At 45.7% G+C, this 26,741-nt stretch carries 24 protein-coding genes; 13 read left to right on the forward strand and 11 right to left on the reverse strand.

What is annotated here, in order from left to right; all coding sequences use genetic code 11:
- Window positions 1-7: 7 nt before the first annotated feature.
- The 8 genes from AC07XU_RS09080 to AC07XU_RS09115 form a co-directional block, all read right to left on the reverse strand.
- Window positions 8-1,492, reverse strand: a complete 1,485-nt coding sequence (locus AC07XU_RS09080; protein WP_494943324.1) for a Y-family DNA polymerase — start codon at window positions 1,490-1,492, stop codon at window positions 8-10.
- Between the two features lie 8 nt (window positions 1,493-1,500).
- Entirely contained in the window at window positions 1,501-2,238 is a 738-nt protein-coding gene (locus AC07XU_RS09085) for an ImuA family protein (RefSeq protein ID WP_494943325.1), read from the reverse strand.
- Between the two features lie 127 nt (window positions 2,239-2,365).
- On the reverse strand, window positions 2,366-3,355 hold the full coding sequence (locus AC07XU_RS09090; protein ID WP_494943326.1) for an aldo/keto reductase: 990 nt from the start codon (window positions 3,353-3,355) through the stop codon (window positions 2,366-2,368).
- Window positions 3,356-3,416: 61 nt separating this feature from the next.
- Window positions 3,417-4,277, reverse strand: coding sequence for a helix-turn-helix domain-containing protein (locus AC07XU_RS09095; RefSeq protein ID WP_494943327.1), 861 nt, complete (start codon window positions 4,275-4,277; stop codon window positions 3,417-3,419).
- An 88-nt stretch (window positions 4,278-4,365) separates the two neighbouring features.
- Window positions 4,366-5,163 carry a helix-turn-helix domain-containing protein gene (locus AC07XU_RS09100; protein WP_494943328.1) on the reverse strand — a complete coding sequence of 266 codons (798 nt, stop codon included), beginning with the start codon at window positions 5,161-5,163 and terminating at the stop codon, window positions 4,366-4,368.
- Between the two features lie 15 nt (window positions 5,164-5,178).
- Window positions 5,179-6,063: an oxidoreductase gene (locus tag AC07XU_RS09105; protein ID WP_494943329.1), complete on the reverse strand. Its 885-nt coding sequence runs from the start codon at window positions 6,061-6,063 to the stop codon at window positions 5,179-5,181.
- A 121-nt stretch (window positions 6,064-6,184) separates the two neighbouring features.
- Window positions 6,185-6,343 carry a DUF2256 domain-containing protein gene (locus AC07XU_RS09110; RefSeq protein ID WP_494943330.1) on the reverse strand — a complete coding sequence of 53 codons (159 nt, stop codon included), beginning with the start codon at window positions 6,341-6,343 and terminating at the stop codon, window positions 6,185-6,187.
- A complete protein-coding gene (locus tag AC07XU_RS09115; protein ID WP_494943331.1) occupies window positions 6,340-6,714 on the reverse strand; it encodes a hypothetical protein in 375 nt (124 codons plus the stop codon). Before AC07XU_RS09115 ends, AC07XU_RS09110 begins: the two co-directional genes overlap by 4 nt.
- Before the next feature lie 258 nt (window positions 6,715-6,972).
- Here AC07XU_RS09115 and AC07XU_RS09120 point away from each other — a divergent pair, with 258 nt between their 5' ends.
- Together AC07XU_RS09120 and AC07XU_RS09125 are read left to right on the forward strand one after the other, a co-directional pair.
- A complete protein-coding gene (locus AC07XU_RS09120) occupies window positions 6,973-7,611 on the forward strand; it encodes a hypothetical protein (protein WP_494943332.1) in 639 nt (212 codons plus the stop codon).
- 179 nt (window positions 7,612-7,790) lie between these two features.
- Window positions 7,791-8,096 carry a helix-turn-helix domain-containing protein gene (locus tag AC07XU_RS09125; protein ID WP_494943333.1) on the forward strand — a complete coding sequence of 102 codons (306 nt, stop codon included), beginning with the start codon at window positions 7,791-7,793 and terminating at the stop codon, window positions 8,094-8,096.
- Between the two features lie 45 nt (window positions 8,097-8,141).
- On the opposite strand, the gene AC07XU_RS09130 is transcribed toward AC07XU_RS09125, so the two are convergent.
- Window positions 8,142-8,723: a hypothetical protein gene (locus AC07XU_RS09130; RefSeq protein WP_494943334.1), complete on the reverse strand. Its 582-nt coding sequence runs from the start codon at window positions 8,721-8,723 to the stop codon at window positions 8,142-8,144.
- A 178-nt stretch (window positions 8,724-8,901) separates the two neighbouring features.
- The gene (locus AC07XU_RS09135) at window positions 8,902-10,293 is read right to left on the reverse strand and encodes a hypothetical protein (RefSeq protein ID WP_494943335.1); all 1,392 of its coding nucleotides are present in this window, start codon (window positions 10,291-10,293) and stop codon (window positions 8,902-8,904) included.
- Between the two features lie 317 nt (window positions 10,294-10,610).
- On the opposite strand from AC07XU_RS09135, the gene AC07XU_RS09140 reads away from it, so the two are divergent.
- From AC07XU_RS09140 to AC07XU_RS09165, 6 genes are all read left to right on the forward strand, one after another.
- A complete protein-coding gene (locus AC07XU_RS09140; protein ID WP_494943336.1) occupies window positions 10,611-11,243 on the forward strand; it encodes a TraJ family protein in 633 nt (210 codons plus the stop codon).
- Between the two features lie 85 nt (window positions 11,244-11,328).
- Window positions 11,329-11,940: a conjugative transposon protein TraK gene (gene traK / locus AC07XU_RS09145; protein WP_494943337.1), complete on the forward strand. Its 612-nt coding sequence runs from the start codon at window positions 11,329-11,331 to the stop codon at window positions 11,938-11,940.
- 3 nt (window positions 11,941-11,943) lie between these two features.
- Window positions 11,944-12,174 carry a hypothetical protein gene (locus AC07XU_RS09150; RefSeq protein ID WP_494943338.1) on the forward strand — a complete coding sequence of 77 codons (231 nt, stop codon included), beginning with the start codon at window positions 11,944-11,946 and terminating at the stop codon, window positions 12,172-12,174.
- A 33-nt stretch (window positions 12,175-12,207) separates the two neighbouring features.
- Window positions 12,208-13,260, forward strand: coding sequence for a conjugative transposon protein TraM (gene traM / locus AC07XU_RS09155; RefSeq protein ID WP_494943339.1), 1,053 nt, complete (start codon window positions 12,208-12,210; stop codon window positions 13,258-13,260).
- An 11-nt stretch (window positions 13,261-13,271) separates the two neighbouring features.
- On the forward strand, window positions 13,272-15,170 hold the full coding sequence (locus AC07XU_RS09160) for a hypothetical protein (protein WP_494943340.1): 1,899 nt from the start codon (window positions 13,272-13,274) through the stop codon (window positions 15,168-15,170).
- Window positions 15,171-15,589: 419 nt separating this feature from the next.
- Window positions 15,590-17,266 (forward strand): DUF5060 domain-containing protein, encoded by a 1,677-nt coding sequence (locus AC07XU_RS09165; RefSeq protein WP_494943341.1) that lies wholly within the window; start codon window positions 15,590-15,592, stop codon window positions 17,264-17,266.
- A gap of 69 nt (window positions 17,267-17,335) precedes the next feature.
- On the opposite strand, the gene AC07XU_RS09170 is transcribed toward AC07XU_RS09165, so the two are convergent.
- Entirely contained in the window at window positions 17,336-18,211 is an 876-nt protein-coding gene (locus AC07XU_RS09170; protein WP_494943342.1) for an AraC family transcriptional regulator, read from the reverse strand.
- 363 nt (window positions 18,212-18,574) lie between these two features.
- Here AC07XU_RS09170 and AC07XU_RS09175 point away from each other — a divergent pair, with 363 nt between their 5' ends.
- The 5 genes from AC07XU_RS09175 (at window position 18,575) to AC07XU_RS09195 (ending at window position 26,722) form a co-directional block, all read left to right on the forward strand.
- Complete coding sequence (locus AC07XU_RS09175) at window positions 18,575-21,637, forward strand: SusC/RagA family TonB-linked outer membrane protein (RefSeq protein WP_494943343.1); 3,063 nt, start codon at window positions 18,575-18,577, stop codon at window positions 21,635-21,637.
- A gap of 11 nt (window positions 21,638-21,648) precedes the next feature.
- The gene (locus tag AC07XU_RS09180; RefSeq protein WP_494943344.1) at window positions 21,649-23,163 is read left to right on the forward strand and encodes a RagB/SusD family nutrient uptake outer membrane protein; all 1,515 of its coding nucleotides are present in this window, start codon (window positions 21,649-21,651) and stop codon (window positions 23,161-23,163) included.
- An 11-nt stretch (window positions 23,164-23,174) separates the two neighbouring features.
- The gene (locus AC07XU_RS09185; protein ID WP_494943345.1) at window positions 23,175-24,107 is read left to right on the forward strand and encodes an SGBP N-terminal domain-containing protein; all 933 of its coding nucleotides are present in this window, start codon (window positions 23,175-23,177) and stop codon (window positions 24,105-24,107) included.
- Window positions 24,108-24,175: 68 nt separating this feature from the next.
- The gene (locus AC07XU_RS09190) at window positions 24,176-25,234 is read left to right on the forward strand and encodes a glycoside hydrolase family 26 protein (protein WP_494943346.1); all 1,059 of its coding nucleotides are present in this window, start codon (window positions 24,176-24,178) and stop codon (window positions 25,232-25,234) included.
- Window positions 25,235-25,321: 87 nt separating this feature from the next.
- A complete protein-coding gene (locus AC07XU_RS09195) occupies window positions 25,322-26,722 on the forward strand; it encodes an MFS transporter (protein ID WP_494943347.1) in 1,401 nt (466 codons plus the stop codon).
- Window positions 26,723-26,741: the final 19 nt, after the last annotated feature.

A 26,741-nucleotide genomic window follows, 5' to 3' on the forward strand; every position in this document is an offset into this window, starting at 1 on the left:
TTTTCATTTATGCAAAAAATCCGTGCAGGAACCATTCGGATCCCTCCTCGTTATAGTGGCCAGAGCGGAAGACCCAGTAACGTCGTCCCTTGTCGTCCTCTAAAATGTAGTAGTCGCGGTGCTCGCCCTTAGCCATCCACCATTCCTGTTCGATGCGCTCAGGGCCATCCGCCTTTGCCACCATATGCAGTTCGTCCTTGTAACGGAAGTTCATCGGCGGATAATCGGGGATGGGAGCAGTGACCTGGATCGCCGCTGGATACGTGAGCATTTCCATCGGGCGGGGATTGGCTTTCTGCCATTTGACTTCGGTCTTTTCGTCCAGTGATATCGCAGGGCGGAGTGAACGCTCGGGCCAATAGTGAGCCTGCGGGATATATCTTCTTATGGCCTGCGGGCCAATCTTTCCGGCAAGTCTATCTAGGAGCTGCGCTAGGTTCTGGTCGGCTAGGCCTGGTTTTCCGCTCCACAATTTTTCCTGATGGATCAGTACGGGCTCGGTCTTGGTGGCGGTGAGTATGAAAAGTTCGATGCCAAGGGCAGGCTCGATCTTGTCGATCTTCAGTTCGAACAGCTTGGCCAGGTGCGGAACCTTGTGGGTAGGTTGGTTGGTGCCGATCTTGGTTTCGGTGACACGTCCATCCAAACGATAGCCTTTGAGTTCAGCGGATCTAATGCCCAGCCCTTCTTTTTCAAGTCGGGCGCACAGTTCGTGCAGTAGTTTTTCGATGGCAATTTCGATGGCGGGTTTGGTACGTATCGGTTCGAGGCAATAGAGCCTTTCTTCGTATGGCGCTTTGACAATAATCGGTGTAATGGTTTCCTCTTCGGTGCCAAGGGCTTGGCCAAGGCGGAGCAGCATTTCATTGCCAAACCTGCGCCTTAGCATGGAAGCGGGCAACTGGATAAACTTTCCGATCTTATCAAAACCAAGCTTGTGTAGCCGCTCGATGATGGGCTGTTCCAGACGCAGTGCCGTTGGCGGGAGGTTCAAAAGGGCGTTGTACTGCTGTCCAGTTTCTATCATCGGCGATTTCTTTCCGAGCCTTGCAATTGCCCAGGACGTACCAATGGTATCTGAAATTGCTCCACGGCAATTGTAGCCTGATTCTTTTAATTTATCTATGATAGTTTCCAAATACTTTTCTTCCCCTCCGAGTAGGTGCGAGCAGCCGCTGGAATCAAGGATGATTCCGTCGGGCAGATCGATGGCAACAATAGGTGAATAGCGGATGGCCCATCTGGCAATGCGTATCAGCAGCTTTTTATTGAAATCGATCTTGTCATCAAAGGCGAGGATGTCAGGTACGATGGCCTTGGCATCGGCAAGGACCATGCTGGCAAATATGCCCTGCTTTTCCGCTTCACGGGATGCGGCAGTGACCATGATCCTATTTTTCTGGGACATGGTGAAGACATAGACCGTATCTTTTAGTTCCGGTTTTTTGATGGCCAGGTAATCGGCCAAAAGATTGGTGAAATAAATGCTCAAGTACCTGCTCATGCGATCAGCCCCCTTTCTTCTTTGATGATGACTTGTGGCTCTGCCTGTAGCGGTGCAAATCTGTTTTCGGCCCATTCGATCAGGAACCTGCCGCCTTCTCCGTTTTTGACCTTTAACAGATTGACTTCCCATCTGGGGTTGCCAACGCCAGGGATGCCGTTAATGATTTCGGTTGGGGCAGGCTTGATCTGCCAGCGGGCAGCGCAGGCGGTGGCGGATAGGCTGAACTTGGGCTCTTTTCTTAACAGAAATCCGGTCACGTGGCTTTTCTCTGTGGCCAGCTGGAGCCTGCGACTTTGCGCAAAATCGATATCGGATAGTTCGGCGATCACGCAGGCAAGGCCTTCGCATTTCAGCGCCTCTTCCATTACCCACAAGATCTCCTTAGTGTAGTACAGGTCGATAAAAATGATCTGCTGGGGATCGGTGCCAAAGGTTTCCAGTGATGGCGGAAAGAGCTTTCGGTTCCGGCTGATCCATAGGCAGCTGCTCCCATTTTCCATGAGCTTGGCAAGAAGCCCCGCGATAAATCCTTCGCTTGCCGCGGTATCTTCAGGGTTTGCGGCAAGGAACTCGTGGATGGTTCCTGTAGGGAATGCTTTATTTGGGAAACAGGCTTCAACGGGGCCCAGGCCAAAGCCATCGCCAGAGGCGATAGGGACAGGTTTAAATCCCTGCACCTCTAATAATTGCTTGCGCAATTTGGCCAATATTTCCTGTTTTTCCGCTGTCATTTGCCGTTAAATCCAAGGCATGTTTTGCCAAGTATTATAGTAACAACAAATCTATTACTAAAATTGTTAGTGATTACTAACAATTTTAGTAGAGTTATCAACAGCGTAGAGAGAGATTTAGGTTGGTTTATCTTCCAAGTGCGCTTAAAAACCTCTCTGGATATCGTGTGCCGGAAACAATGCCTGGGGACATGGTCTGCCCGATCGTTTCAAGTTCTGAACTAGAAAGCACGACATTTTCAGAGGCGATATTTGCCTTTAGACGTTCGATGCGCTTGGTGCCGGGAATGGTGATCACATCTTCTCCCTGGGCAAGCACCCAGGCAATGGCAAGCTGGGCTGGCGTACATCCTTTTTCAGTGGCCAGTGCAATTATCTTTTTCACCAGTTCCAGGTTCTTGTAGAAGTTTTCGCCCTGGTAGCGCGGCATGTGCATGCGGCTGTCTTTGATGTCTTCTGGTTTTTTGAACTCGCCGCTCAGAAATCCCCTGCTCAATGGGGCATAGGCGACAAGGCCGATTCCCAGTTCACGAATGGTCGGCAAGACTTCCGTTTCAATGTCGCGGCTCCAAAGGGAGTATTCGATCTGTAGGGCCGTGATGGGATGGACGGCCGCTGCCTTTCGGATGGACTCTGGCGATGCCTCTGATAGACCAATATGGCGTATCATTCCTTTTTCGACCAGTCTGCCCAGTGCCCCGATGGTTTCCTCGATCGGTACCTTCGGATCAACGCGGGCCGGGGTATATAGGTCGATGTAATCGGTGCCTAGCCTTTGAAGGCTATAAAAGATCGCGTTCTCAAAATCTTCTGGGCGTCCGGTCACAGGACCTGGGCCCATCGCCCCGTTTGTTCCGGGAGAGTAGAGCTGTCCGGACTTTACCGATAGGAAGGCGGTTTCGCGCCTTCTGCTGATGGCTTTTCCGATGAGCTGTTCGTTATGGCCGGCAAGGTAATAGTCTGCCGTATCCAGAAAGTTGTGTCCAAGCTCCAGGGCCTTTTGGATGGTGGATATTGATTCTGCATCATCGCTCTTTCCATAGGCGCCGGACATGCCCATGCAGCCCAGGCCCACTGCCGATACCACCGCGCCGTTTTTTCCAAGTGTTCTATTCATGATTGATAGGTTTTGTTGGAACAAAGTTCGGCAGGATGTTTTCTTTGGAGCTGGACTTATCTCATTTTTTCCCTGACAAATCCTGCACAAATTCGGTCACACTCATGCCGGTATGTTTTCTGAAGAGCCTTGAAAAGTATTCCGGATCGTTGAAGCCAAGGTTAAAGGCAAGTTCCTTGATGGAGCTTTCTTGGTAGTAGAGCCTGCGCTTGGCCTCTAGGATGAGCCTTGAGGTGATGTATTCCTTAGGGGATAGGCCAGAGTAGTGCTTGACTAGGGTATAGAGGCTATTGGTATTCAGTGCGAGCTCTTTGGCGGTTTGGGCCACCGTCAGCTGCTCGGTGAGCTTTTTCTCGATGAGCTGCTTGAAGCTGGTGTACTGTATAAGCCTATCTTCGGCAGGATTTTCCCTGCCGGAAAAATAGCTGGCGTTGATTTCGGTGAGTAAGGTGTTCAGGTGGGCAAGGATCAGTTCTGGATCGGTATTTTTATGAGCGAGCAAGCTGTGCAATAGACTGAATATCGACTTTAGCCTGAAGGTTTCCTCTACGCTTAGCGTGAGTTTTTGTCGGTGGTAGGGGTTTAGCAGAAAGGGGTACTGTTTTGGAAGCAGTGCCAGGCAGCTTTCGTCAAAACCGATCTTGTAGTAATCTGTGCCGATAGCACTTGATGGAAGTTTATGGATCTGGTGGGGCAACACCATCAGCAGCTCTCCACTAGCTATCTGGTAGTCGGTCAGGTCTACGCCATGAATGGTCGAGCCTTCGACCATTAGGTGGAAATAGTATAGCGTATTTCTGTGGGTGCCCGTATATTTTTTTGCCTGCTGTCCAGAGAGATGGCCAAATTCAGGGGTAACAAGAAGAACACGCAGTTTGTCGTTCTGGGTATAGCTTTCTAAAAGTGCCTTATTGTTCTCCATCTTCAAAGGTAACAAATAAAGGGGTCGAGTTTATCATAGCGCTTACCTTCTAAATAGAAGCCATTAAAACCAGTCTCTACCAGGATGGTCACACCCTAGAGGGAGGTATGCCGTACCTGTTCTTGAAGGCGAAGGAAAAATGGGAAAGGTCCTCAAATCCCACTTCAAGGTAGACCTCAGAAGCCAATCTTCCCTTTTCCCTGATCTGGTAATATGCTTCCTGTAGTCTGCGCTGCTGGAGCCATCTGGCAGGACTGCTTTGAAAAAGCTTTTCAAAATCCCTTTTAAAGGTGGCCAGGCTCCGCCCGGTCAGGTAGGCGAAGCGTTCCAGGGGCACATTGAAGTGGAAGTTCTTTTCCATAAATCCCTGCAGGTCGGTTTTTTCCGGGTCGCTAAAATCGAAAAGGATATCCTTTAGTTTAGGTTCGCTCTGCAATAGAATCAAGATTCCCTCGCGGAGTTTGACCTCGATCAGCTTGGGGTCTAGTGTTATGCCCCCTTCGCTATAGGGCGCAAGGGAATCAATGTAGCTTTTTAGCAAGGGCTTTGGTGCGAGCTTGATGATGTTGCCCTGGCTAGGGGGCAGGGATGCCGAGATATTATGCTCGACGCTCAAGGCGCGCAGGGTCTGCTGGTCAAGGTACACCGAAACCGAGCGGAACGCTCCTCGAGCTGGCGGTTCTTTGAGGAACTTCACCAATTGGTTGCGCCGGATCAACCTAAAATCCCCCGGGTCAAAAACATGTTTGCCCGCGCTGTCGATCAGGGTGAGCGAGCCTGAGACCTGGTAGCTGAACACATGGTCGGCGACGAACTGTTCTCCCTCCCTGCTCTTTTCATAATAGCAGGAATAGGAGATCTTTGGTTTTTCGGGCAGTGTTGACATATCAATACATAGGGGTTACTTTTTTAAATCTAGGTATTTTTTGCCGTGTTCGGTCTGTAGAAAGTTTTCCGCATCATCGGCGTCGGTGGAGATGCTGAGGTGTTCCCATTTTTCAAGTTCTTTGAGCTTGGCGGCCTCTGAGTATTTGACGATGGCGACCGCTTCGCTTCCTAGCAGCAGGTGCAACGGGGGCTGGGGATGGTTGGTGATTGAAATCATTACCTGTGCAGCTTTGTCCGGATCGCCCATGGGTTTGATGTTTCCGCTCTGGAAGGCTTGGACCCTGGCATCTACTGTGGTTTCATAGCCTTCAACGTGCGGGGCGTAGCTCATCGATCCGCCCGCCCAGTCGGTCCTAAAGCCGCCCGGTTCTATGCAGGTCACCTTGATCCCAAGTGGGGCTACTTCGATGGCAAGTCCTTCGCTGAAACCGCTGAGGCCAAACTTTGCGGCCTGGTAGATGCTTACCCCGCCACTTCCAACCCTACCACCGATCGAGCTGACCTGCAGGATATGGCCTGATTTTGCCTTGCGCATATGGGGAAGCACTGCGCGGGTGATCGCAATGGGTGCGTAGAGGTTGGTCTGCAGCTGGCTTTGCACCTGCTGTTCGGTGTAGCCTTCGATTGCACCGGTTATGCCGAAGCCCGCATTGTTGACCAGTACGTCGATCCTTCCAAAATGTGAGATGGCTTGGTTAACTGCTGCGGAGATATCTTCCGCATTGTCTACGTCAAGCTTGATGGGATAGAGCTGATCAGGATAGTTGTCCTTGACCTCGCTGAGCGAATTGATATCCCTAGCAGTTGCTACGACCTTGTCGCCTGTTGCAAGGACCGCTTGGGTTAGACTGCGCCCAAGTCCCCTTGAGCTGCCGGTGATGAACCATACTTTTTCCATGTTTTCTGTGTTTAATGTGATACAAAGATAGGCTGGAAGTTAGCGTCAAGCTTTGCTGGAAAGCTCAATCTGCTTTGCTGAAAAGCTCATGTGTGCATTGCTTTTCTTCTGGTTCAAAGTTTTAGATGGATGGCTTGCCTGGGCTTTTGGTCCTCCGGCAGCGTTCGCTGCAATAGTTGACCTCATCCCAGACCTTTTCCCATTTCTTGCGCCAACAGAATGGCCTATTACAGGTGGAGCAGATCTTGGAGGGGAGGTTTTCCTTTTTGACGTTTTTCATGCTTCTAGTTCCAGCTTGAATTTTGTGCCGATGTACATGCCGGGGATCTGATAATTATACAAACAAAGTTCTACCAGTTCTGGATTGCTCTGGGTGAGTTTTCTTTTCAGGCTGTAGATGGGCCGAAGGTTTTCAAGAGCGATGCATTCGGTATGTTTGTGGATGGAAAGGACGATCTTCTTTTCGTTTTTAAGGTCGATGGCAATGGTTAGCGGAGATTGCTGCGAGGCATCTTTTAGGATGGCGTTGAGTTGCTTGAACAGTCCGCTGTTGAGCAGGGGGATTTCTAAAAACAGGGTCTTTCCCAGGGGGCGGTATTTAAGTGTGGTGGCGGTCGGAAAGATTTCGTTGAGGGCGTTTAGATCGGTCATATCTAAAGTTAACCATTTTCTTTTATATCCGTTGGCACTGAATGATGGAATACTTACGTCTTTAGGATTCTGAGGCTGGCTTATTCTCCCAAGCATTTAAGGATAAATTCTTGCAGCACAACCTCATTAAGAAAAACTATTAATTGGTAGTGATCGGGCTCTATTGAATATATTTATTTGAGAAAAAATATATTTTTGTTAATTTATTTGGATATATAATTTAGTTTTTATTAACTTTGAGTAATAAATTTAATTATCATGAAAAATTGGTTTGAACTAGAGACCGAAAAATTTGGAGCTGAAGGACTAAGAGATATCAGTATTGAAATTTATGGCCAGATCCATCTTATCAACCGGGATATCAAAAAGCTCGAGGCTGAAAAAGTGAAAAAGGTCGCCGAACATCTAATTGAAAGAACCAAACTCGATGAAGATTGGCTAGCGGTATTGAAGCGAACGGTGTCGGGGTTTCTATTTTACAGTGAGATTGAAGAATTAGAGCGACAAATTAGAAGGCTGAAAATTAAAAGATCAAAACTGATTGATGAATTCTCCAGGTTAACTGGTCAATCAACCTTTATCTTAAATGGAGAGCATGTTGCCTTTATCCATCCAATTGGGGTAGTTGACGATTTCACCGATTTTCTCAGCAAAAGGATCAGAAGCCTTATACGAACCATAAAAAGTTTGCTGTCTAAGCTTAGGCGGCTAATCTTGGACAAAAGGGCGAGGTTTAGGTCAATCGTAAAACTCCTATTCAAAAATCTTGACGATGAACATAGTGCTGTAAATAACTTAAGCAAAAGCGCTCTCGCTAGTTATTTACAAATCAATAAGCACTATGAACAAAGAAAATTTAGAAAAATTACAGGCAGTTCTGTCCGAATTGCTGCATAATGGCCCGGAAAATTTAACAGTTAATCAAAAACAACTGATCTCAGAGGCACAGCTATTATTAGGTCAGGTTGATACACATACTACTAAAAACAAACTGGATTGGACCGCTATGGCTAACCTTGGCCTCCAGGCTGCAAACATTATAATGCAGCTGCTGAAATCCGGTTGATACTGAATATATGAAATTAGGTAACGCAATTAAAAGGCTCAGAAAAAATAAATCATTAAATCAATCCCAACTAGCGGAAAATGTTGGAATTACTCAAACTGCATTATCGCAGATCGAGTCTGGAGCCAAAAAACCAAACAGTGGTACGCTTAAAAAGATATGCGAATATTTTGAGGTTCCAGAACTTGTTGTCTATCTGCTGGCGACAGATGCTGAAGATATTCCTGATAAGAATAGGGAACTGTTCGAAAAGGTTTATCCCTCGGTTGCAGGATTGATTTTGGATATTTTCAACGTCCCAAAAGAGCTGCGCTAAACTTCTTATAATTTTAAAATGCCGACAATGGTCGGCATTTTAAAATTATTGGGATTTTGAAACTTCTCCACTTTGAATCCTTCGGATGATTTCTTTCTGTACATCATTGGGACTTTCAGTCATTTCATGCATATAATACTTTCCATCGAGTCTACACTTCGAACAGCTTGCTGATGTCTTCCAACCAAATCTATCTTCTAAATCCAGTGGAGTACCACAGGTTCTGCAAGAAGGCAAAGCATCCTCTATTATGAATTGTCTTTTGTGCACATCCCATCTATAACTCCATGTCCATACTGTTCTATTTGGACCAAAAGTATCTTTTGTATAGTTTCCATATTGATTGAAAGGTGTTTTATAATAATCCAAGTCATTATCGACAGTCTTGTTTTTATTTCTATAAACCCACTTATCTATTCTTGCCAATAGAATCATACAAAAAACAATTAAAAGGCACCACCACAGAGGAATATTAGTATTCAAAAAGTCACCCATCCATTTGAAACTGAAAAAACTTGGTCTTGATTTATTTGGCGTTTCTAAGTAATATTTCAATGCAAAGAAGAAGCTTGCGGTGATAAATCCTGCGAGCCACTTATCTAATATCCAGTTGAAGATTTTTTTCATCCGCTTGAGTTTGTTAATCTAATGCAAATTTAAAATAAGTACCTCGTTTTCCAATAGTTTAGGATAAATGTGATATATAGTTGCATTAATCAAGCTACCTCGCATTAATTTTTAAAGATATAATTCGCCACGAAATTTTAAGAAATCATGAAGGTTGATCTAAACAAAATTTATTGATTTAAAACCATAAAGTTAACGCAATGATGGGTTGTCCAAGCGAATTCTCCTCCCATGAAATTGTGACCACGCAGTTTCCTGACTTCCATTTTCTGATGGGCTCGCCGCTTTTGAACTTCCCATATTCCGAAAGTTCGGACAGGTTTCTAAAGTCTACGTCAGGTCCAAATAGTTTTGAGCATTTTTTTACAAGCAGATTTACTTCTGAGAATAGTATCCCCTTTTTCAGTTTTGAAGATCGAAATATGTTGACAGATCTTTCCTTATTGTTTACCTGCATCCTGTTAAAATAGTTCATGACAGGGTAATCCAACTTTATGAGCTGCATGTCTTCTATTACCGAATGGTTGATGACAAAACCCTTTTCTATCGAGTAGGCAAGTCCCTTGGCAAGGCTATGGATGTTATCTTCATTTTTGAGCAATAACGTAGATTTGGCAAGGAAATCTTTCACAGATAGTACTTCTGTGGATATGCCGAGCAGCTTGAATACGATGAAGGCTTTTGTCTGCGCGCCAAGGTCGTCGGTTACATAATAATCCGACTTGCTGGCGAAAAAACCATGTACTGCATCTTTGTGGATATCCCAGAAACTATTCTTTTTGAGTTTCTGTTTGCTGCCGGTGGTCTCCTGTGTTACCCCAAACCCTTCAAGTTGCGTGTAAGTATTGATAAACCTTAAGTAGTCATCTTCCTTGTCGGCTCCGACCAGCGTTAGCTCAACCATTTCGGAAAATGATTTCCCGAAAAGTGTATCTTTCATCCGCTGATCGAAATCAAATGACCATTCATCAAAACTATATTCTTTTCGATCAATATACGGTCGCAAGATATCCTGGTATTTTTTGAACTCTTTCGGACTATCAAGCATTGGAGACATGCCCTGCATTTTTTTGAGCATGTCGTTCATCGACCTTATGCCTTGAAACTGTTCGGCCAGTTCCTTTACTTCCGGTGCAAGTGCACTAGTGTCCATCTCGATTGGATTGAACATGGGCATATCAAACATGTTCTGCAACATTTCCTTCATTTCCCTACCACCGTCAATATCGTCGAGCTCGTCAAGAAAATCAAGAGGATTTTCAAAAGAGAAGTCCATTTTTGCAAAGTCTATCGTCTGATAGGCATCAATTGGTTTTTTTAGGGTGAAGTTAATTTCTTTTTTGATGTGATCCCTGCAGATATAGTTGTTGTCGACGTATTGCTCCATATGCTTAAGGTCCTCTTGTCTGTATTTTTCATCTGATTTGGAAAGATCATGAAGGTGTCCCTCGGAAAACTGGAAAATGAAAATATCTTTCAGGTTTTCCATTACGTCAAATACTTTTTTATTGAACTGCTTTGAAGTCTGTTTTGTCTTTCTGAAGATATTGCTGTCGAGATATATGCGCATAGCTAAAGATAAAGTAATTACTATAGAATAAAAACATGTGTGTTCTTTAGGGATTGTCAAATTACCCAAATTTCTTCATTCATTTTTGGTACTTAATTCTTTTGGGTTATGGGTGAGAAAACTTCAAAAAATACAGATTTTATTTACAGTGATTCTTCTTTGGGGCTAGGCAGAAAGCTGCGCTTAAAGCTCCGACCTAGACCAATACAGATGCGGCTGAAGATCCGCAAGTTGTTGAGGTCATTTCTGCCGGTCAGTGAACTTATGAACCACGCAAATCTAAATAAAAATCGATCATTAAACCAGCTCTGGAAGAGATGCAAAGGGAAGGATTCCGGCAAACGCCTGTTTGCAGCAAGATGGCAGAAGTCTTGGAGGTACTTTATGCGGCAGCGGCGCTGTGCATCAATGTGGTGCGGACCTTTATTCTGATTGTGCTGACTATTTTGGGGCCGATCGTTTTCGGGTTTGCGGTATTCGATGGCTTTCAGCAGAGCTTGACGGTTTGGATCGCCCGTTACGTGAACATTTTCATGTGGCTGCCCATTGCCAATATCCTGGGGAGCATTTTGGGAAAGATCCAAGAGAACATGCTCAAGGTAGATATCTCCCAGATCGCGGGTGAAGGGGAGACCTTCTTCTCCTCGACAGATGTGGCCTATCTGATCTTTATGGTGATAGGGATCGTGGCCTACTTCTGCGTTCCCACGGTTGCCAATTATATCGTTCATGCAGGGGGTGGTAACACGATCCTGCAGAAAACCAATATGATCGTGTCGAGCTCATCAAGGACTGCGATCAATGCAGGTTCTGCTGGAATGGGCATGGCGGCAGATGCATTAGGCAATGGGCCGCGGATGATGAGTCAAGGTTATGCTGGAGCAAGTCAAGGGGATTATTTCCCTGATGGGGGGAATGCCCATCAGAGGGACAGGCTATCTGGCAAATAGGTTTTGGAAGCTTGGGTGGGAAGCTCAGCTTTTTGCCAAAGCCCCAAATTAGAATGCAATCGAAGTTTTATTTAACTAAAAGCTAGTGTTTACACAATTTAGAAATATAGATACCGCCTTCTCGCATATCAAACGTTTTTCGCTCTTTCTGATCATTGCCTGCGTACTGGTATCGGGGTTTGCGATTTGGAAAAGCTTTCAGGTGGTAAGGGAAATAACGGGAAAGGTCTATATCCTTGCCAACGGTAAGGCTTTGGAGGCTTTTTCCGCTGAACGGAAGGACAATGTGGCCGTTGAGATCCGAGACCATGTGAAGATGTTCCACTACTGGTTCTTTACCCTGGACCCCGATGAAAAGGTGATTGCATCGAATATCGGAAAGGCGCTCTATCTGGCCGATGGTTCGGCAAAGGCAGCATACGATAACCTGAAGGAGCAGGGGTACTTTACCAATCTCATTTCTGCGAATATCTCCCAGAGCATTACCGTAGATTCTGTCTTGCTTGATATGGCCCAGGAGCCATTTAGTTTCAAGTGTTATGCGACGCAGGTTTTGGTCCGCTCAACTTCGACGGTTTCCAGGAAACTGGTCACGCAGGGGTTCTTGCGGAATGTTTCCCGCTCGGACAATAATCCGCATGGTTTTCTGATCCAGCGCTGGGAAACGGTTCTGAACCAGGATGTGGTAAAACCTTAGGTGATGGGATGGTTAAGGAAACGGGGAAGGGAAGCCAAGCCCTTGGCCCAGCAACAAGAAAAGATAGCAAATAAAATAGCCGAGAAGATATTGGCGGTGCAAAGCAGCACTGCAGCGAAGCTGAATGCCCTATCCCAAAAGCTGGGCAGGAGAAATACACTTGTTTTATTAGGCGCTTTGCTGATCGGCTTTGCTGGTTATCTGGTCTACATACTCATTAACGCAATATTTTAACAGTTCAATTTTTAACAATCAGATCAATTTTTTATGGAAACAAAAACAAGGGACAAGAGGAAAATCCTTTTGGTGTTGCCGCTGCTTGCCATGCCCTTTCTGGCGCTGGCATTCTATGCCGGTGGTGGTGGAAGGGGAACCTCGAAAGATGGGGTTGGCTCAAAGGGGATCAATACCGCATTGCCGGGTGCGGATTTCAAGACGGAAGAACCGGTGGACAAGATGGGCTTTTATGCTCGCGGGGAAAAGGATACCTCTGGTTCGGGCGGGATCTCGGTGATGGCCGGGAACATGGGCTTTGGTGGGGTTGCCGAAAATGCAAAGACCGAGGAGATCAATGCCAAGCTTGCTGCGCTGGACAGAGAGATCAATTCTCCACCGGTTGATATCGGAGGCGGCAAAAGCGCTGGGTATGAACAGCCCCTTAAGCAAAACGATGCAGGAATGAAAACCGATGTAGACCGGTTGGAAATGCTGATGAACTCGATGAAGCAGGATAAGGGTTCAGACCCTGAAATGGAGCAAATGAATCTGATGCTGGAAAAGCTTTTGGATATCCAGAACCCTGCCAGGGCACAGCAGAAATTGGTCTCAAAGATCTATGGGGATGCAGGGGAGAGAGAATTTCTTGCAGTGCCGGCCGAGCTTGCAGATGGTGGCAAGGTAGTGCAGGGTTCGACCATTCGCCTGCGTTTGCTTGATTCGGTGGTGCTGAAAAATGTGGTCATTCCCAAAGGGCACGAGGTTTTTGGGCTGTGCAGGCTGGTGAACCAGCGGCTGCTGCTGGACATCAAAAGTATCAGGTTGGATGAACTGATCATTCCGGTGGAGTTGACCATGTACGGGCTGGACGGGATGCCCGGACTTTCGGCGCCTGATGCGGTGCTGGGTGATGTGGCCTCGGGTGGTGCGGTCGACGCGGTGGGAGGGATTTCGGTCTACGGGATGGACGGGATCACCGGGCAGGTGGCGGGAGCGGGGATCGATGCGGCAAAAAGACTATTTTCAAGGAAGGTGAAGGTGGTCCGGGTGAAACTCAAAGCTGGACAGAAGGTGCTGCTGAGAAACAACAGTAGGGAAAGGTAGTGGCGATCTGGATGGCAAGGGGGCAGCTGGAGCAGCTGGTTTCGGGTCTTACCGATGCGGCGTACTATGGGCAGGGGTTTGTGGTCTATCCGCGCGGCAGGGACAATTACCTGGCATCGGATTTCCAGACTGCCGGATCTCGCGTGCAGGCGGAGGATTCCGTACTGAACATCGAATTTGCGGCTGTCGGTCAGCTGCGCCCCTTGCTTAGCCAGGCTGAAAAGACACTGGAAAGGGGATTTGAGCAGCTGGCGGTTCTGGCGGATTTCGGCTCGATGGGGCTGGAAGAGGGAGACGTGAATGCCGATCGCAATCGCCTTGGTCTGTATGGACCTGAAATCCATGCAATGGAGAATATGGACCTGCCCTGGATGGATGTGACCCTTTACAAGCGGACCGGCGGAGTTGAGATTGCCGTTGATCTTCTGGTGAGGGAACATCTTGGAAAGCTGCGCATTCCCGAGTACGCGGTGTTTGTGCCAAAGCTTTTGGGAAATGATGGCCTGGAGGAATGGCTCAGGGAAGATGCCTTTTTACTGGAAGCGGATTTCAGGCGTTCGGTGGGGACCAGCGATGAGCATGGGCTGTTTGTGGAAGGACAGCTGATGTCTGCGCAGGCGACTGCGGTCAGCTGCCTTGATTTTCTCTACCGGACTGATGGCAGCGATCGGGGATTGGAAGATCGGCTCCGGGTGGTTTCGGACCTGTGCCAATCCTATCCAGTGGGAAAACAGGTGGCGGGGATGATCTATCAGCTACATCCCGAGCTGCGCTCCATGATGAACCATAGGGTACAGCTGCCCTACACGGTCAGGATCGGCGATGCGCTGAAACTGACCGGAGATATCAATAAACTTAGAGAACTGGGCAGGGATGCCTATCAAAACGAAAACTTAAAAAAAGCGATTATGGATGCGAAAAATTTAGAGAACCTCAAAGAGGAAATGGCAAAACTGGGCTTCAGTGAGAAGCTGATTGCGGAGATGCAGGCCAAGATGGCGGCAAACGAGCCGAGATTTATCCTGTACGATGAGCTCAAGGGGGAAAAGGGAAGGGTGGAAATGGCGCTCCACTTTAACCAGTCGAAAAGCTCGGAATATTATTATTTCAACAAGTTCGATCTGGTGAAGGAAACCCAGCCGCCGCTGGCTCCGGGGGAGAAGTATTTTGTTTCCTCCCAAAGGCAGGGCGAGGAGGTGATATTGAAGGAATTCGAGATGCCTTCGCTCGCGGTGAAGGAGTTCAATGCCAGGATGGAAGCTTCCAAGGATATCCGCGGGGCGGCGCAGCTGTATGCAGGGCTGAGCCTTCAGGATTCAAAAGAGCTTGCCACCATGGGAGACGGTAAACTGATCAACATCGATAAGGAATTTTATAAGACCCTTAAAAACCCTTCTCCGGGCCAGACCTTTTACATTGAAAAGGGAAACGGATTCACCGTTGCCCAAGGGCTGAATTTGCTGGAGGGGCGCTCGGTGTACCGCCCGGACATGCTGGATATCTCCAACAGGGAATACTCGGCCTGGGTGAAGCTTGAGCTAGATGGGGAAAGGGATCGAGGCGGAAACTTCAAGACCAAGACCTTTACCGAAGGTTACGGCTTTGATCTTTCTGCGGTGCTGGAAAGGTTCGATTTCAAGGAACTCTCCAATCCACAGTGGAAAGAGGAGCTTGAGGGTGCGCTAAGGGATGGACACAGGGCCGTGGTCAATGTTGAGCTTGATGGAAAGCCGGTCAGGCTCCTTGCCGAGGCGGTTCCTGAATACAAACAGCTCAACCTGTATACCCTGGATGGTAAGTCGATCAAGCGTGAGCAGCACCTCAAGGAGGAGAAACTACCTGAAGTGGCCGTAGGGAAAGAAAGGTCTGCCAAACAGGGCAAGCAGCAGCAGGAGGGGCTTTCGGTTTAGCTGTGGGTAAGTCTGTGGATTTAGGTCTGTTATTTTAGGCCTGGACAGAAGTATGGCTGGGGTTGTTGTAATTTAAGCATCCATGGTGTCTGAATGCATTTGCTTTAATATCAGCAAAAAGCTGTCTATGGCTTAAAAGCCTGCTTAAGGAAAGATCCCGTTGGCAATTTTGCCCGGGATCTTTTTTTTGTAATAACAAACATGTTGTTGGTACTGTCGAGCGTCTTAGAAGGATCGTAAGTTTCAGTGAGCCGGAGTGAATGTTTTAATATCATCAATTGGTAAAAAAGTATTGATTTGCATTTCGCTATCAAGCTATTTTTGAGCTATAGGAATAGGACTGGCCAGGCGGGATCCTTTGTGGCTGCTGTGTTGCTGTGTTCCCGGTTCCAATATGTATGTCACTTAAACCCCTAAGGATGAAATCTAAGTTTGCCTTGCTTTATGTTGTACTTTGTTTTGGCTTTTTTGGCGGGTCTCGGGCCCAGGGCAGGATTGCAGGAATCAGCGTTCCAGAAAGGCCCGCGGTCCAGTATGAACGCTTTGAGTTGGCTATCGATATCGAAGCTTCATTTGATAACCCATTTTTACAGGAGGATATCTCCCTGGATATGTTGCTGAGCTCCCCTGGTGGCCGGAAGCTTGTACTGCCATGCTATTTTGATAAGTCTTTGGATTTGGAGCGGTCTTGTTGGAAGGCTCGGTTTCTGCCGCAGGAAAGCGGGAGATACGTATATCGGTTCCAACTAAAAAGAGATGGGAAAGTCGTTCATTCAACTGACTCTTCTGATTTCATAGCCTCAGCTTCCAAAAACAAGGGGATACTTCATAAAAATGACAACTGGACCTTTAGGTATGATAACGGTACCCTCTTTCGCGGACTTGGAGAGAACCTGGCCTGGGAATCCAGGGATGATGATGATTCAAGGTTCTTTAAGGCACTTCATGAAAATAAAAAATACAGTTACCAGTACATGCTTCCGTCCCTTGCCGGCCACGGAGGTGATTTTTTCAGGACCTGGATATGCGCTTGGAACTTGGCATTGGATTGGAAGAGTGGTTTCAATAACAGCAGGTATGGGGTCTCTGATGAATATTTCAATCCAAGTGCAGTTCAGAGAATGGAGGATATGATCAATCTGTCCGATTCTCTGGGGCTGCATATGATGCTGACATTGGGCCAGGGAAGCCATACCGCTAAACATGGACGGTATGAGGTTTCAACTGCGGATTTTTTTGTGGATCCAAAGGCAAAAGCGCAATATAAGAATATGTTGAGGTTCATTGTCGGCAGATGGGGATATAGTCCATCTATTGGCGCTTGGGAATTCTTCAACGAAATAGACAATGTGCAGTACAGAAACAAGGATAACCCAATTCCCGCTCCGCATATTGTGGATTGGCATAGGGAGATGAGCGCTTATCTGGCCGACCTTGATCCCTTTGACCATCTGATCACTACCAGTATTTCCCACCGGGATTTACTGGGATTGAATTCAATCGAGGATATTGATTTCAACCAGAAACATATTTACCGGGATAACCGTGCTCTGGCGACCACCATCGTTAACTATACACAGGATTTTCAGAAACCCTACGTAATAGGTGAGTATGGTTATGAGTACGATTGGCAGAAGAACTTCGATCTTTTCGCTGATGAAATGGATAGCGATTTCAAAAGAGGGCTATGGTATGGGCTGTTCTCGCCTACGCCAATCCTGCCCTTGTCCTGGTGGTGGGAATATTTTGACAATAGGGGCACAGATGCATATCTAAGGAGGGTTAGGACTATTTTGGATGAAATGATGGATTCTGGCAAGGGGTCTTTTGCGCCTGTAAAAGTTAGGGTTGATGATAAGGACATTGAAATTTTTGCCGTAAAATGTGGGAAGAAAACATTTGTATATCTCTACAACAGCACCTCAGTTAGCAAAACAGCAAATCTTGATTTGGCTGGCTTTTCTTTTCCTGAAAAGGGGCGTGTGTTTGATTGTGAAAATGGAAGATGGAATGATCAAAAATTGGATTTTTCTGGTACTCGACAGGCCAAGGGCATCACAATCAAATCAAATTCCGATCTGGTATTGGTATTCTGATTCGGTGAACCCTTAGGCCAGGTCCTATCGATTTTAGCAGATTTGTAGTTAGGAGGGTTATGGTAACCGTTAGATAAATACCCGATTGCCTGTGTAATCTGCTCTGAAATCTTTGGGCGTACAGCCTTTTTTATTCTTGAAGACGCGGTTGAAATTAGCAATATTGTTAAAGCCACATTTATAGGCAATCTCTGCAATAGAGTGGGTGGTGTCGATCAACATTCTTGAAACATGGCCCAATCTGATCTCTGTCAGACTGTCGACGTATGTATAACCTGTTCTTTTTTTGATGAAACGACTGAAGGATGCCTCGGGCATATTGGCCACTTTGGCCACCTCCGCCAAAGTGATTTCCCTGTGGAAATTTTTATTCATGTAATCAAATACCTTCTCTATACGCCTACTGTTATAATTGAACTGTTCCTTGGTAAAAGTGGAGTCGGATAGCAGTTTCATATCCCTTGAGATGGAGAGATCATGAAAAATAGAAAACAGTTCCAGGATTGAATCAAATCCGGTTTTCTTATCTAAAGCCAATATCCTGGGAGAAATCTGTCTAATCGTTTCCTGGGAAAACAAAATTCCCCTTTGAGAGCCTTCAAACATTTTGCGAATATGGTTCAACTGGTTCCTCCTCAGAAAAATATCATCAAGCAAGTCTTTGTGAAATTGGATGGTAACCTCCTTTATATTTTCGCTTTCGCAATTATGGTTGAACCACCCATGGGAAAGATTTGAGCCTACAAATACCAATTCCATATCACCAATTTCTTCAATATGATCGCCAACTATGCGCTTTGCTCCTTTGGCATTGAGTATCAGGTTAAGCTCCATCTCCTCATGATTATGTAAAGGAAAATCAAATTCTTTTTTGTCCCGTGTAAAAATGGTGAAGCAGTCATATGAAGTCAGCGGTGTTATTTCTCTAATTACGTTGTTGACCATAGTTTATCATTTGAAGTTAGAAAAACATTAAAATATCTATTTCAAATCTAATAAAAAATTATTCTTTCCCGCCCAAGAGTAGTTAAATAAGCATTATGATGCGTATTGCCATAAACTTGGCTCAAAGTTGTCAAATAAGCATTGTGTGCTCCTTTGTACTGTTATAATGCTTTTTAAATATCACAATAAGTTAAAATAATATCATGTGATTTTTTTAAAAATGTCAACAAGAAAATTGTTCAGTCTGGATTTAATACTATTAAATGTTAAAAAAGTATTAATTCCATGGGTTAATATCAAGTAGTTTTGAAAAGTCGATCATTCAACAATGGGCGAAATAATTTATTAACCAAATTAAACTTTATGAAAAGAATTTTTTACATCGCATTTGCTTGCGTTCTTTTTGTATGTATGGGCATCCAAACCGTACTCGCACAACAAAGGACAATAAAAGGAAGAGTAGTAGACGATACTGCCCAACCCTTGCCAGGGGTTGTGATTGCTGTCAAGGGAGAGGCCATCCAAACTTCGACAGATGCCAATGGCAATTATGCCATTACATTGACCGGACAGAGTTCAACGCTCGTTTTTAAATTGTTGGGCATGCAAACTCAAGAAATCATTGCTTCTTCTGGCCAGAATACAGTAAATGCCATTTTGCAGCCTGATCTGAAAAATTTGGGAGAGGTTGTGGTGGTGGGATATGGAACCGTTAGGAAAAGTGATCTTACTGGTTCTGTAGCCACTTTAAAAGGAAGCGAATTAAATCGGACGCCTTCATCTTCGGTAGACCAACTTCTGCAGGGAAAAATACCTGGGGTCCAGGTGATATCTGGTTCGGGAAGACCGGGGGCCGGTGCGACTATACGCATACGAGGCACAAGCTCATTGAATGGCTCAAACAGCCCTTTAATGGTTGTAGATGGCTTCCCTTTTGGTGATGCGGGTAATCTAAGTCAGATCAATCCTGATGACATCGAATCCATCGAAGTGTTAAAGGATGCATCATCTGCAGCTATTTATGGCTCAAGAGGCGCCAACGGGGTAATTCTGATCACGACAAAAAAGGGCAAGATTGGGCAATCCAATATATCATTGAGCACACTGAATACCGTTGCTGGGATGTCTGCAAAACCAGATCTCTGGAGGGATGCGGTTGATGAGGCAACATTTGCCAATGAGGCCGCCTTGACCGGGGGGACACCGGCAAACCAGTTGCCATATCTTGGTGAAATACGTGGAGGTGTCTACTTTCCCTCCATAGCAGAATTGAGGGGGCTTGATCCCTCAAAACCAAAGTGGCCACATGATACAGACTGGGTAGATCTGGTCTATCGGAATCCTTTTTCCCAAAACTATACTCTCACTGCTGACGGGGGCAGCGAAAAAACCAAGTATGCCATTTCTGGTAACTATTACAAGGAAGAAGGTTTGGTGATCAAAAATTTCTATGACAGGTATGCCAATAGGCTGAATTTAGACCAGAAACTGACCGATGCGATCAATGTAGGTACCAACGTGATCCTGACCTACACCAAGAACAATGGTGTACAGGTCAATGCAGATCGCACCAGGGTCTTTCCGGTTTATGATGATACCGGTAATTACTTTAGGACAAGTCCAACGGACTTCGGACATCCATTGGCCAATGCCAATGAAGTTCTGAATACCAACAAGACGCTTGATATCATAGGAACTGCCTACGTAAATGCCAAGATAAACAGTTGGTTACAGTTCAGGACCCAATTGAGCTCTAAATATGGCAACTCGATTGGAGATGTCTATGAGCCATCAATAGTAACTTTCAGGGGTTTTGAAAGCAATGGATTTGGTGCGATCAACAATTTTAATACGACTGAATTATTGACCGAGAATTATCTTACCGCAAATAAAAATTTTGGTAAGTACCACAGTGTTAACTTTGTGGCAGGCTACTCCTTCCAGAAATTCAATACCAGGACAAGTTCATTGGTGGGAAATGGTTTTGTCAACGACAATATTCAGAATGAAAATCTGAGCACGGCTGTAAACAGAATCATTTCAAACGGACTTTCAAGATCAGAACTTGCCTCATGGTTTGGACGTGCCAATTATGCCTATAAAGATCGTTACCTTTTCACGTTAACCGCTAGGGCTGATGGTTCCAGTAAGTTTGGTTCGAATAACAAATGGGGATATTTCCCTTCTGCCGCTGTTGCGTGGAAGGCAAACGAAGAGGAATTTATCAAATCGCTGAATGTGTTCTCAGAACTTAAATTCAGGGTGAGCTATGGTCTTACCGGTAATCAGGGCATTAGCCCGTATCAAACATTGGATAGGTTTGGAACAGGCCGATACTTTACCGGTGATGGTTTTCAGACAGGCTTTGGACCAGGTTTGTCTGGTGCAAATAACGAGCAGGGTTTAACCATTGTGGGAGGTTTAGGCAATAACAGCCTGAAATGGGAAACCACCACCTCATTGGATCTGGGTGTGGATATCGGTTTCATGGATCAGAGGTTTAGATTGACCATCGATTATTACAACAAGAATACGGATGACCTTTTGAGGTTGAGGACTATTGCTCCCTCTTCTGGATTTGACGAACAGTGGATCAATGACGGAGAGATCAACAATAAAGGTATCGAACTGGGCCTGAATGCTGATATCATCAGCAAAAGTGAGCTGACCTGGAATTTAAGCGTCAACTTTACCCGAAACCGAAATAAGGTGATCAGCATGGGCGAAAAGGACCGTGTTGAGGTGGGCACCTTATACGAACTGGTTCGACAAAGAATCCTTACTTATACGGTAGGCCAGCCGATGTTCTCATACTTTGGATATAAATCAGGCGGTATCATACAGACCGTGGCCGAAGGGGTTGCTTCTGGCCTTACGGGTGCTGCCGCTCAACCCGGTGAGATCAAATATCTTGACATATCAGGGCCAAACGGAATACCTGACGGCGTTATTGACGGTAATGACAGGACAATAATCGGCAATCCAACCCCTGACTTTCTCTATAGCATTAATACAAGCCTGAAATATAAAAGGTTTGATCTTTCTGCTCAGCTTTATGGCATTTACGGCAATGATGTGTTTGATTTCAGAAAACTTACGCCAAGTAGACAGATCTTGAGATGGACGCCAGACAACCCTAGCAATGATATTCCAAGAGCCAATAACACACGTGGTTTCTTGGCATCGGATTACTTTATCACAGACGGTTCTTTCCTTCGTATCCAGAACGTAACTGTAGGATATAACTTCCAGCCAAACTTTGTTAAGGGTATCAAGAGCTTCAGGGTATTCTTTTCTGGAAACAACCTTTACACATTTACCAAGTTCAACCCTGGCTTTGATGCAGAGCTTGGCGAAAATGGCATCAACGAAGGTGCATACCCAAGACCCAGAGCAATCTCATTAGGTTTAAATGTCGGCTTTTAATTATTAAAATCATGAACTTAAAAAAATATATATACGGTGCTTTTGTTCTATCAGCAGTTTTATCTAGCTGTCAGAAATTAGAAGAAAAGCCTTACGGACTGGTAAACACCGGCTCTTTTTATAAGACAGAGGCGGATGCAAATTCAGCACTGGCATATGCTTATGCCATACTCCCAGAGGTAGGTTATTATTCAAGGGGCTATTACATCATCACTGAACTGCCAACTGAAAATTTGACGCAAAAAGGCGATGCCGGAGTGTCTAATTTTGAACTGGATGAAATAAGGACGACCCCCAACAATTCAGACCTGGATAACCTTTGGACTTATCTGTACAGGGGCATTGCCAGGGCAAACTCGGTAATCAAGAACGTGCCCAATGTACAGGGCATTACAGAGGCTGGTAAAAACCAGATCATTGGCGAAGGGCATTTTTTGAGAGCCTTGCATAATTTTAATCTGGTAAGGCTATTCGGAGAGGTTCCCTTAAGGACAGAAGTTATTGCTGATGCAGATCAGGTTCCAATGGCCAAATCCTCTTTGAGCGATATCTATGCGCTCATAGAAGCTGATCTGAAGACTGCAGAGGGATTGATGAGTGCAGCCAAAAATAAAGAGGGAAGAGCAAACAGAGTTGCTGCACAGGCGCTATTAGCCAAAGTTTACCTTCACCTGGCTTCTTCCAAAAGCTATAATTCCCCGGGATATGCTTTCGTTGCCGATGCGGAGACCAAGTATACCGAGGCAAAGAACTATGCCGCAAAAGTGATCAATGAACAGGCTGTTTTTGGCTTCACCAACATACTTGTTGACATTTACAACACTACCTTATATAAAGCGGCAGGAAGTGTGAACGAGCATATCTTTGATGCCGCTGTTGACAGGTTGGGTGTAAGGGAGGGAGAATATACAAAGTTGCCAAACATGTTTATAGGTTCTGATCGGCCAATGACCATTCCCTATGATCCGAGCAACCCTGCAAGTCCAGTAATCAATATAGGACAAGGCTGGAACCACTTCAGGACAGAAGCAGGCCATTACAGCAGTTATGCAAATAATGATAAGCGTAAGACAGATCTTATCGTTTCTTCTTATACCAACTCGGGCACGGTTTATAATCTGGATATCAACTCAGCCTCTAGGCCATTCTCCAGGAAATTTATAGACCCTGGACGTGATGCAGATAAAATGAATGCCAATTCCCCTGTTATCCGCTATTCGGATATCCTACTTGTTTACGCAGAGGCAGCGGGGCCAACTGAAGGATATGCAGCGGTGAATAGGGTTAGGGCGAGGGCAGGCCTTGGCAATCTTCCACCGGCACTAGGTGTTCGGGCATTCCGCGACGCTGTTGTACAGGAGAGGGCCTGGGAACTTGCGTTTGAAGGAAACCGCCTGTTCGATCTGCGCCGTACAAACGGCATGGAAAAAATGGCTCGGGATTATGGCAAAACCATTACCAGTGGGGCATATTTCTTTCCTATACCACAAAGAGAATTAGATACCAATCCATTAATCAAACCATAAAAGCTTTAGAAATGAAAATGAACAATAAATTGGTGGTTGTAATACTATTTGTTACAACAATCATATTCGGGGCATGTAAGAAAGATCCATATGATGGGGTTGTGAGCAATGAACGCTCGATTGAGGCAGTAACATTGGGTGGCGGACTGTCACAGATAGGGCCGGCGGTTGTGGATAGGCTGGCAGGAACTGTAACGGTTAAAGTTCTAATCCAGGCTGGGACAAACCTTTCTTCTGTGTCAACACAGATCCAGACTTCATATAAATCAGACATCAAGCCTGCATCGGGAGAGAAGGTCAATTTCGCAGCAAATAACAACAAGTATACCTATACTATTACTTCAGAATCTGGAAAGACCAGGGATTGGGTAGTTGAACTCATCCCGTTCACTGAGACACTTCTGGGAACCTATGCGATCCAAAAACAGGTGGTTTACGGTGGTACCGGACCAGAATATGGAGGTGGTGAGGTGATCGATTTTTCAGCAAAGCCTTGGTTGTGGTCTGCAAGTACAGGGCCTTCTTCAGAGCTGGACAACAGGTTGACCTTTGAGTTCGAGGGTGTAGCAGCAGATGGAAAGACATTTGGCAAGGTTACCAATAGCGCAGGTGCCGACGGGAAATACGCAAACTATGTTTTTACGGCAACTCCTCAGACAGATGTGAACAGTTTCTACAGGAAGATACCCATTGGGGTGAGCAAATGGGAACGTGACTATACGGCCAACGTTGTCAAGTTCACTTCTTCAACAGGGCTTGTATCCATCGCTACATTCAGAGGTGCTGGAAGCCTGTCCCTTGGCAATAATACCAGCAAAACCGTTACAGACAATTCCTTCGATTTTACCCTGAATGGAATTGATGATTGGGGAAATATCTATTCCGATTATGATAAGGTAGTGAAAAAACCCAGAAGGTTCTGGATCGATGTGAAAAAACAATGATAAATTGCCAAATGCCGAGATGATCCATGCTGGGTCATCTTTTTCGATGAAACATAAAAGTAGAAAATATGAAAACACAGATTATTAATGGGCTGCTGCTGGTTGCGATGCTCGCCTCCTGCTCATGTAAGCGCAGTGATAACCTTACTCCGAAAGCCGATCCTAAGGATGAAACACCAACAGCTCAAGTGCCCAAATCCCGGTTCAAAACAATCAATTACCTCAATAGCATAGCTGGAAAGCAAACTGTTGCGGGTATCCATAACAGAGAGCCGAACTCGGATCCTACCAGATGGACAGAAGAGGTGAAAACCGTAACAGATAAGTATCCAGCCCTTTGGAGCGGAGATTTTCTTTTTCAGGCCGATAATATCAATAACCGTCAGGTTATGATCGATCAGGCCGTAAACCAATGGAAAAAAGGAGCGGTCATCAATATCATGTGGCACGCCTGTAACCCTGCCAACTCGCAGCCTTGTGGATGGGATGATGGCAAGGGCGTGTTGAGCGCCTTGACTGATCAGCAGTTCACGCAATTGATCACAGATGGAACTGCGATCAACGCCAGATGGAAGCAGATGATGGACGAGGTATCTGTGTATCTTCAGCAGCTGGAGGATAAGGGAGTGGAAGTGCTATGGCGACCACTACATGAAATGAACCAGGGGAAATTTTGGTGGGGTGGAAGACCAGGTGCGAATGGGACCAGAAAACTTTACCAGCTGACGCATGATTACATGACCAAGACAAAGGGCCTTTCAAATCTGATCTGGGTATGGAATATACAGGATTTTGGCAGTATGGCCAGTGATGCAATTTCCTATAATCCAGGCGAGGACTATTTCGATGTGGTATCGATGGATATGTATTTCTCGGATGGGGCAGGTTATACAGCTTCGAAATACAAGACCATGGTTGATGTTGCAAAAGGTAAGCCGATAGCCATTGGAGAGTGTGAGAAATATCCTACCGCCCAGCAACTTCTGGAGCAGCCCAAATGGACATTCTTTATGGGCTGGTCTGAACTGGTTTTTAAGGAACAAAGTAACACAGCTGCACAACTTAGGGCGCTGCATAACGCCACAAACGTGATAACCCTTGATGAGATGCCAGGTTGGGGCAACTAAGTAGGCAATAAATATCCTTAACTTTAAGCAGCAAGTAGTTTTGTGCTCAATGGCAAGAAAAATCATCAACAGCATTTAAAAACAAGTATGGATCAAAAACTAAAATTAAAGGAAAAATTAGCTTATGGGTTCGGGGATTTTGCCTCTTCCATGTTCTGGAAAATATTTTCTGTTTACCTGCTGTTCTATTATACCGACGTTTTCGGTATTTCGGCAGCTGTGGTCGGGACCATGTTCCTGATCACCAGAATCTGGGACACGGCCTTGGATCCGATCATCGGGATTATCGCCGACAGGACCAATACCAAATGGGGAAAGTTCAGGCCTTATCTGTTATGGGTGGCCGTTCCTTTCGGAATCGTGGGCGTACTGACATTCACTACCCCCGAGCTGAGCATGACGGGCAAAGTGGTGTACGCTTATGTTACCTATACTTTGATGATGATGGTATATTCTGCGATCAACGTACCTTATGCCTCGCTGATGGGGGTGATCACATCCAATATCAAAGACCGTACTACACTTTCTACGTTCAGGTTTATCTTCGCCTTTGCAGGAAGTATCCTAGTCTTGGCCACTGCAGAACCTTTTGTAAGTTATTTCAGCCAAACCCCATCAGGGGTAGATGCACAGAGGGGATGGCTACTGACCATGATCATCTACGCATTTATTGCCGCTGTATTTTTCTATTTTACCTTCGCATGGACAAGGGAAAGGGTAAGTCCACCAAAGGAACAAAAAACATCCCTGAAAGCCGACCTAAAGAATCTGGCGACCAACAAGCCATGGTTCATACTGCTGGGAGCGGGTGTTTCCACCTTGATATTCAACTCCTTGAGGGATGGATCTGCGATCTACTATTTCAAGTACTATTTTCAAAGCCAACAGGCATTCCAGTTACCCATCTTCGATGTAGCGATCAATTTCAGTACACTCTACCTGGTGCTCGGACAGGCTGCCAATATTGTTGGGGTCGTGTTGGCAAAGCCAGTTTCTGACAGGATAGGTAAGAAAAACACCTTTCTTTATGCGATGGTCCTGGCGGCAGTTTTGAGTTGCATATTCTATTTTTTCAAACAGAATGATTTGGTATTGATTTTCTCCTTTCAATTTCTGATCAGCGTATGTGCGGGAAGCATTTTTCCTTTACTCTGGTCGATGTACGCGGACATTGCCGATTATTCTGAATGGAAAACCGGAAGAAGGGCAACCGGGTTGATATTTTCCTCATCATCCATGTCCCAGAAATTGGGATGGACATTGGGAGGTGCGCTTACCGGATGGATGCTGGCCATTTATGGCTTCCAGGCAAATGTGCCGCAAACAGTTGAAACCCAGACAGGGATCAGGATGATGCTGAGTTTCATACCGGCAGCCGGTGCGGTGCTATCGGCAGTTTTCATCATATTCTATAAACTCAACGACCCTTTGATGCACACGATAACCGCAGAATTGGAACAAAGAAGGCTGAAAGACGGATCCAATTAACCAAAAGATGAAGCACTAT

Source organism: Pedobacter sp. GW456-11-11-14-TSB4, assembly GCF_059424425.1.

Excerpts from the sequence above, each read along its gene's own strand:
- AC07XU_RS09190 (WP_494943346.1), top strand. The coding sequence starts at position 24,176 with ATGAAAACACAGATTATTAATGGGCTGCTGCTGGTTGCGATGCTCGCC.
- traM (WP_494943339.1), top strand. The coding sequence starts at position 12,208 with ATGGAAACAAAAACAAGGGACAAGAGGAAAATCCTTTTGGTGTTGCCG.
- AC07XU_RS09140 (WP_494943336.1), top strand. The coding sequence starts at position 10,611 with ATGCAAAGGGAAGGATTCCGGCAAACGCCTGTTTGCAGCAAGATGGCA.
- AC07XU_RS09100 (WP_494943328.1), bottom strand. The coding sequence starts at position 5,163 with ATGTCAACACTGCCCGAAAAACCAAAGATCTCCTATTCCTGCTATTAT.
- AC07XU_RS09085 (WP_494943325.1), bottom strand. The coding sequence starts at position 2,238 with ATGACAGCGGAAAAACAGGAAATATTGGCCAAATTGCGCAAGCAATTA.
- AC07XU_RS09090 (WP_494943326.1), bottom strand. The coding sequence starts at position 3,355 with ATGAATAGAACACTTGGAAAAAACGGCGCGGTGGTATCGGCAGTGGGC.
- AC07XU_RS09095 (WP_494943327.1), bottom strand. The coding sequence starts at position 4,277 with ATGGAGAACAATAAGGCACTTTTAGAAAGCTATACCCAGAACGACAAA.
- AC07XU_RS09130 (WP_494943334.1), bottom strand. The coding sequence starts at position 8,723 with ATGAAAAAAATCTTCAACTGGATATTAGATAAGTGGCTCGCAGGATTT.
- AC07XU_RS09160 (WP_494943340.1), top strand. The coding sequence starts at position 13,272 with ATGGCAAGGGGGCAGCTGGAGCAGCTGGTTTCGGGTCTTACCGATGCG.
- AC07XU_RS09180 (WP_494943344.1), top strand. The coding sequence starts at position 21,649 with ATGAACTTAAAAAAATATATATACGGTGCTTTTGTTCTATCAGCAGTT.
- AC07XU_RS09170 (WP_494943342.1), bottom strand. The coding sequence starts at position 18,211 with ATGGTCAACAACGTAATTAGAGAAATAACACCGCTGACTTCATATGAC.
- AC07XU_RS09185 (WP_494943345.1), top strand. The coding sequence starts at position 23,175 with ATGAAAATGAACAATAAATTGGTGGTTGTAATACTATTTGTTACAACA.
- AC07XU_RS09150 (WP_494943338.1), top strand. The coding sequence starts at position 11,944 with ATGGGATGGTTAAGGAAACGGGGAAGGGAAGCCAAGCCCTTGGCCCAG.
- AC07XU_RS09165 (WP_494943341.1), top strand. The coding sequence starts at position 15,590 with ATGAAATCTAAGTTTGCCTTGCTTTATGTTGTACTTTGTTTTGGCTTT.
- AC07XU_RS09110 (WP_494943330.1), bottom strand. The coding sequence starts at position 6,343 with ATGAAAAACGTCAAAAAGGAAAACCTCCCCTCCAAGATCTGCTCCACC.
- AC07XU_RS09105 (WP_494943329.1), bottom strand. The coding sequence starts at position 6,063 with ATGGAAAAAGTATGGTTCATCACCGGCAGCTCAAGGGGACTTGGGCGC.
- AC07XU_RS09125 (WP_494943333.1), top strand. The coding sequence starts at position 7,791 with ATGAAATTAGGTAACGCAATTAAAAGGCTCAGAAAAAATAAATCATTA.
- AC07XU_RS09195 (WP_494943347.1), top strand. The coding sequence starts at position 25,322 with ATGGATCAAAAACTAAAATTAAAGGAAAAATTAGCTTATGGGTTCGGG.
- AC07XU_RS09175 (WP_494943343.1), top strand. The coding sequence starts at position 18,575 with ATGAAAAGAATTTTTTACATCGCATTTGCTTGCGTTCTTTTTGTATGT.
- AC07XU_RS09135 (WP_494943335.1), bottom strand. The coding sequence starts at position 10,293 with ATGCGCATATATCTCGACAGCAATATCTTCAGAAAGACAAAACAGACT.
- AC07XU_RS09120 (WP_494943332.1), top strand. The coding sequence starts at position 6,973 with ATGAAAAATTGGTTTGAACTAGAGACCGAAAAATTTGGAGCTGAAGGA.
- AC07XU_RS09115 (WP_494943331.1), bottom strand. The coding sequence starts at position 6,714 with ATGACCGATCTAAACGCCCTCAACGAAATCTTTCCGACCGCCACCACA.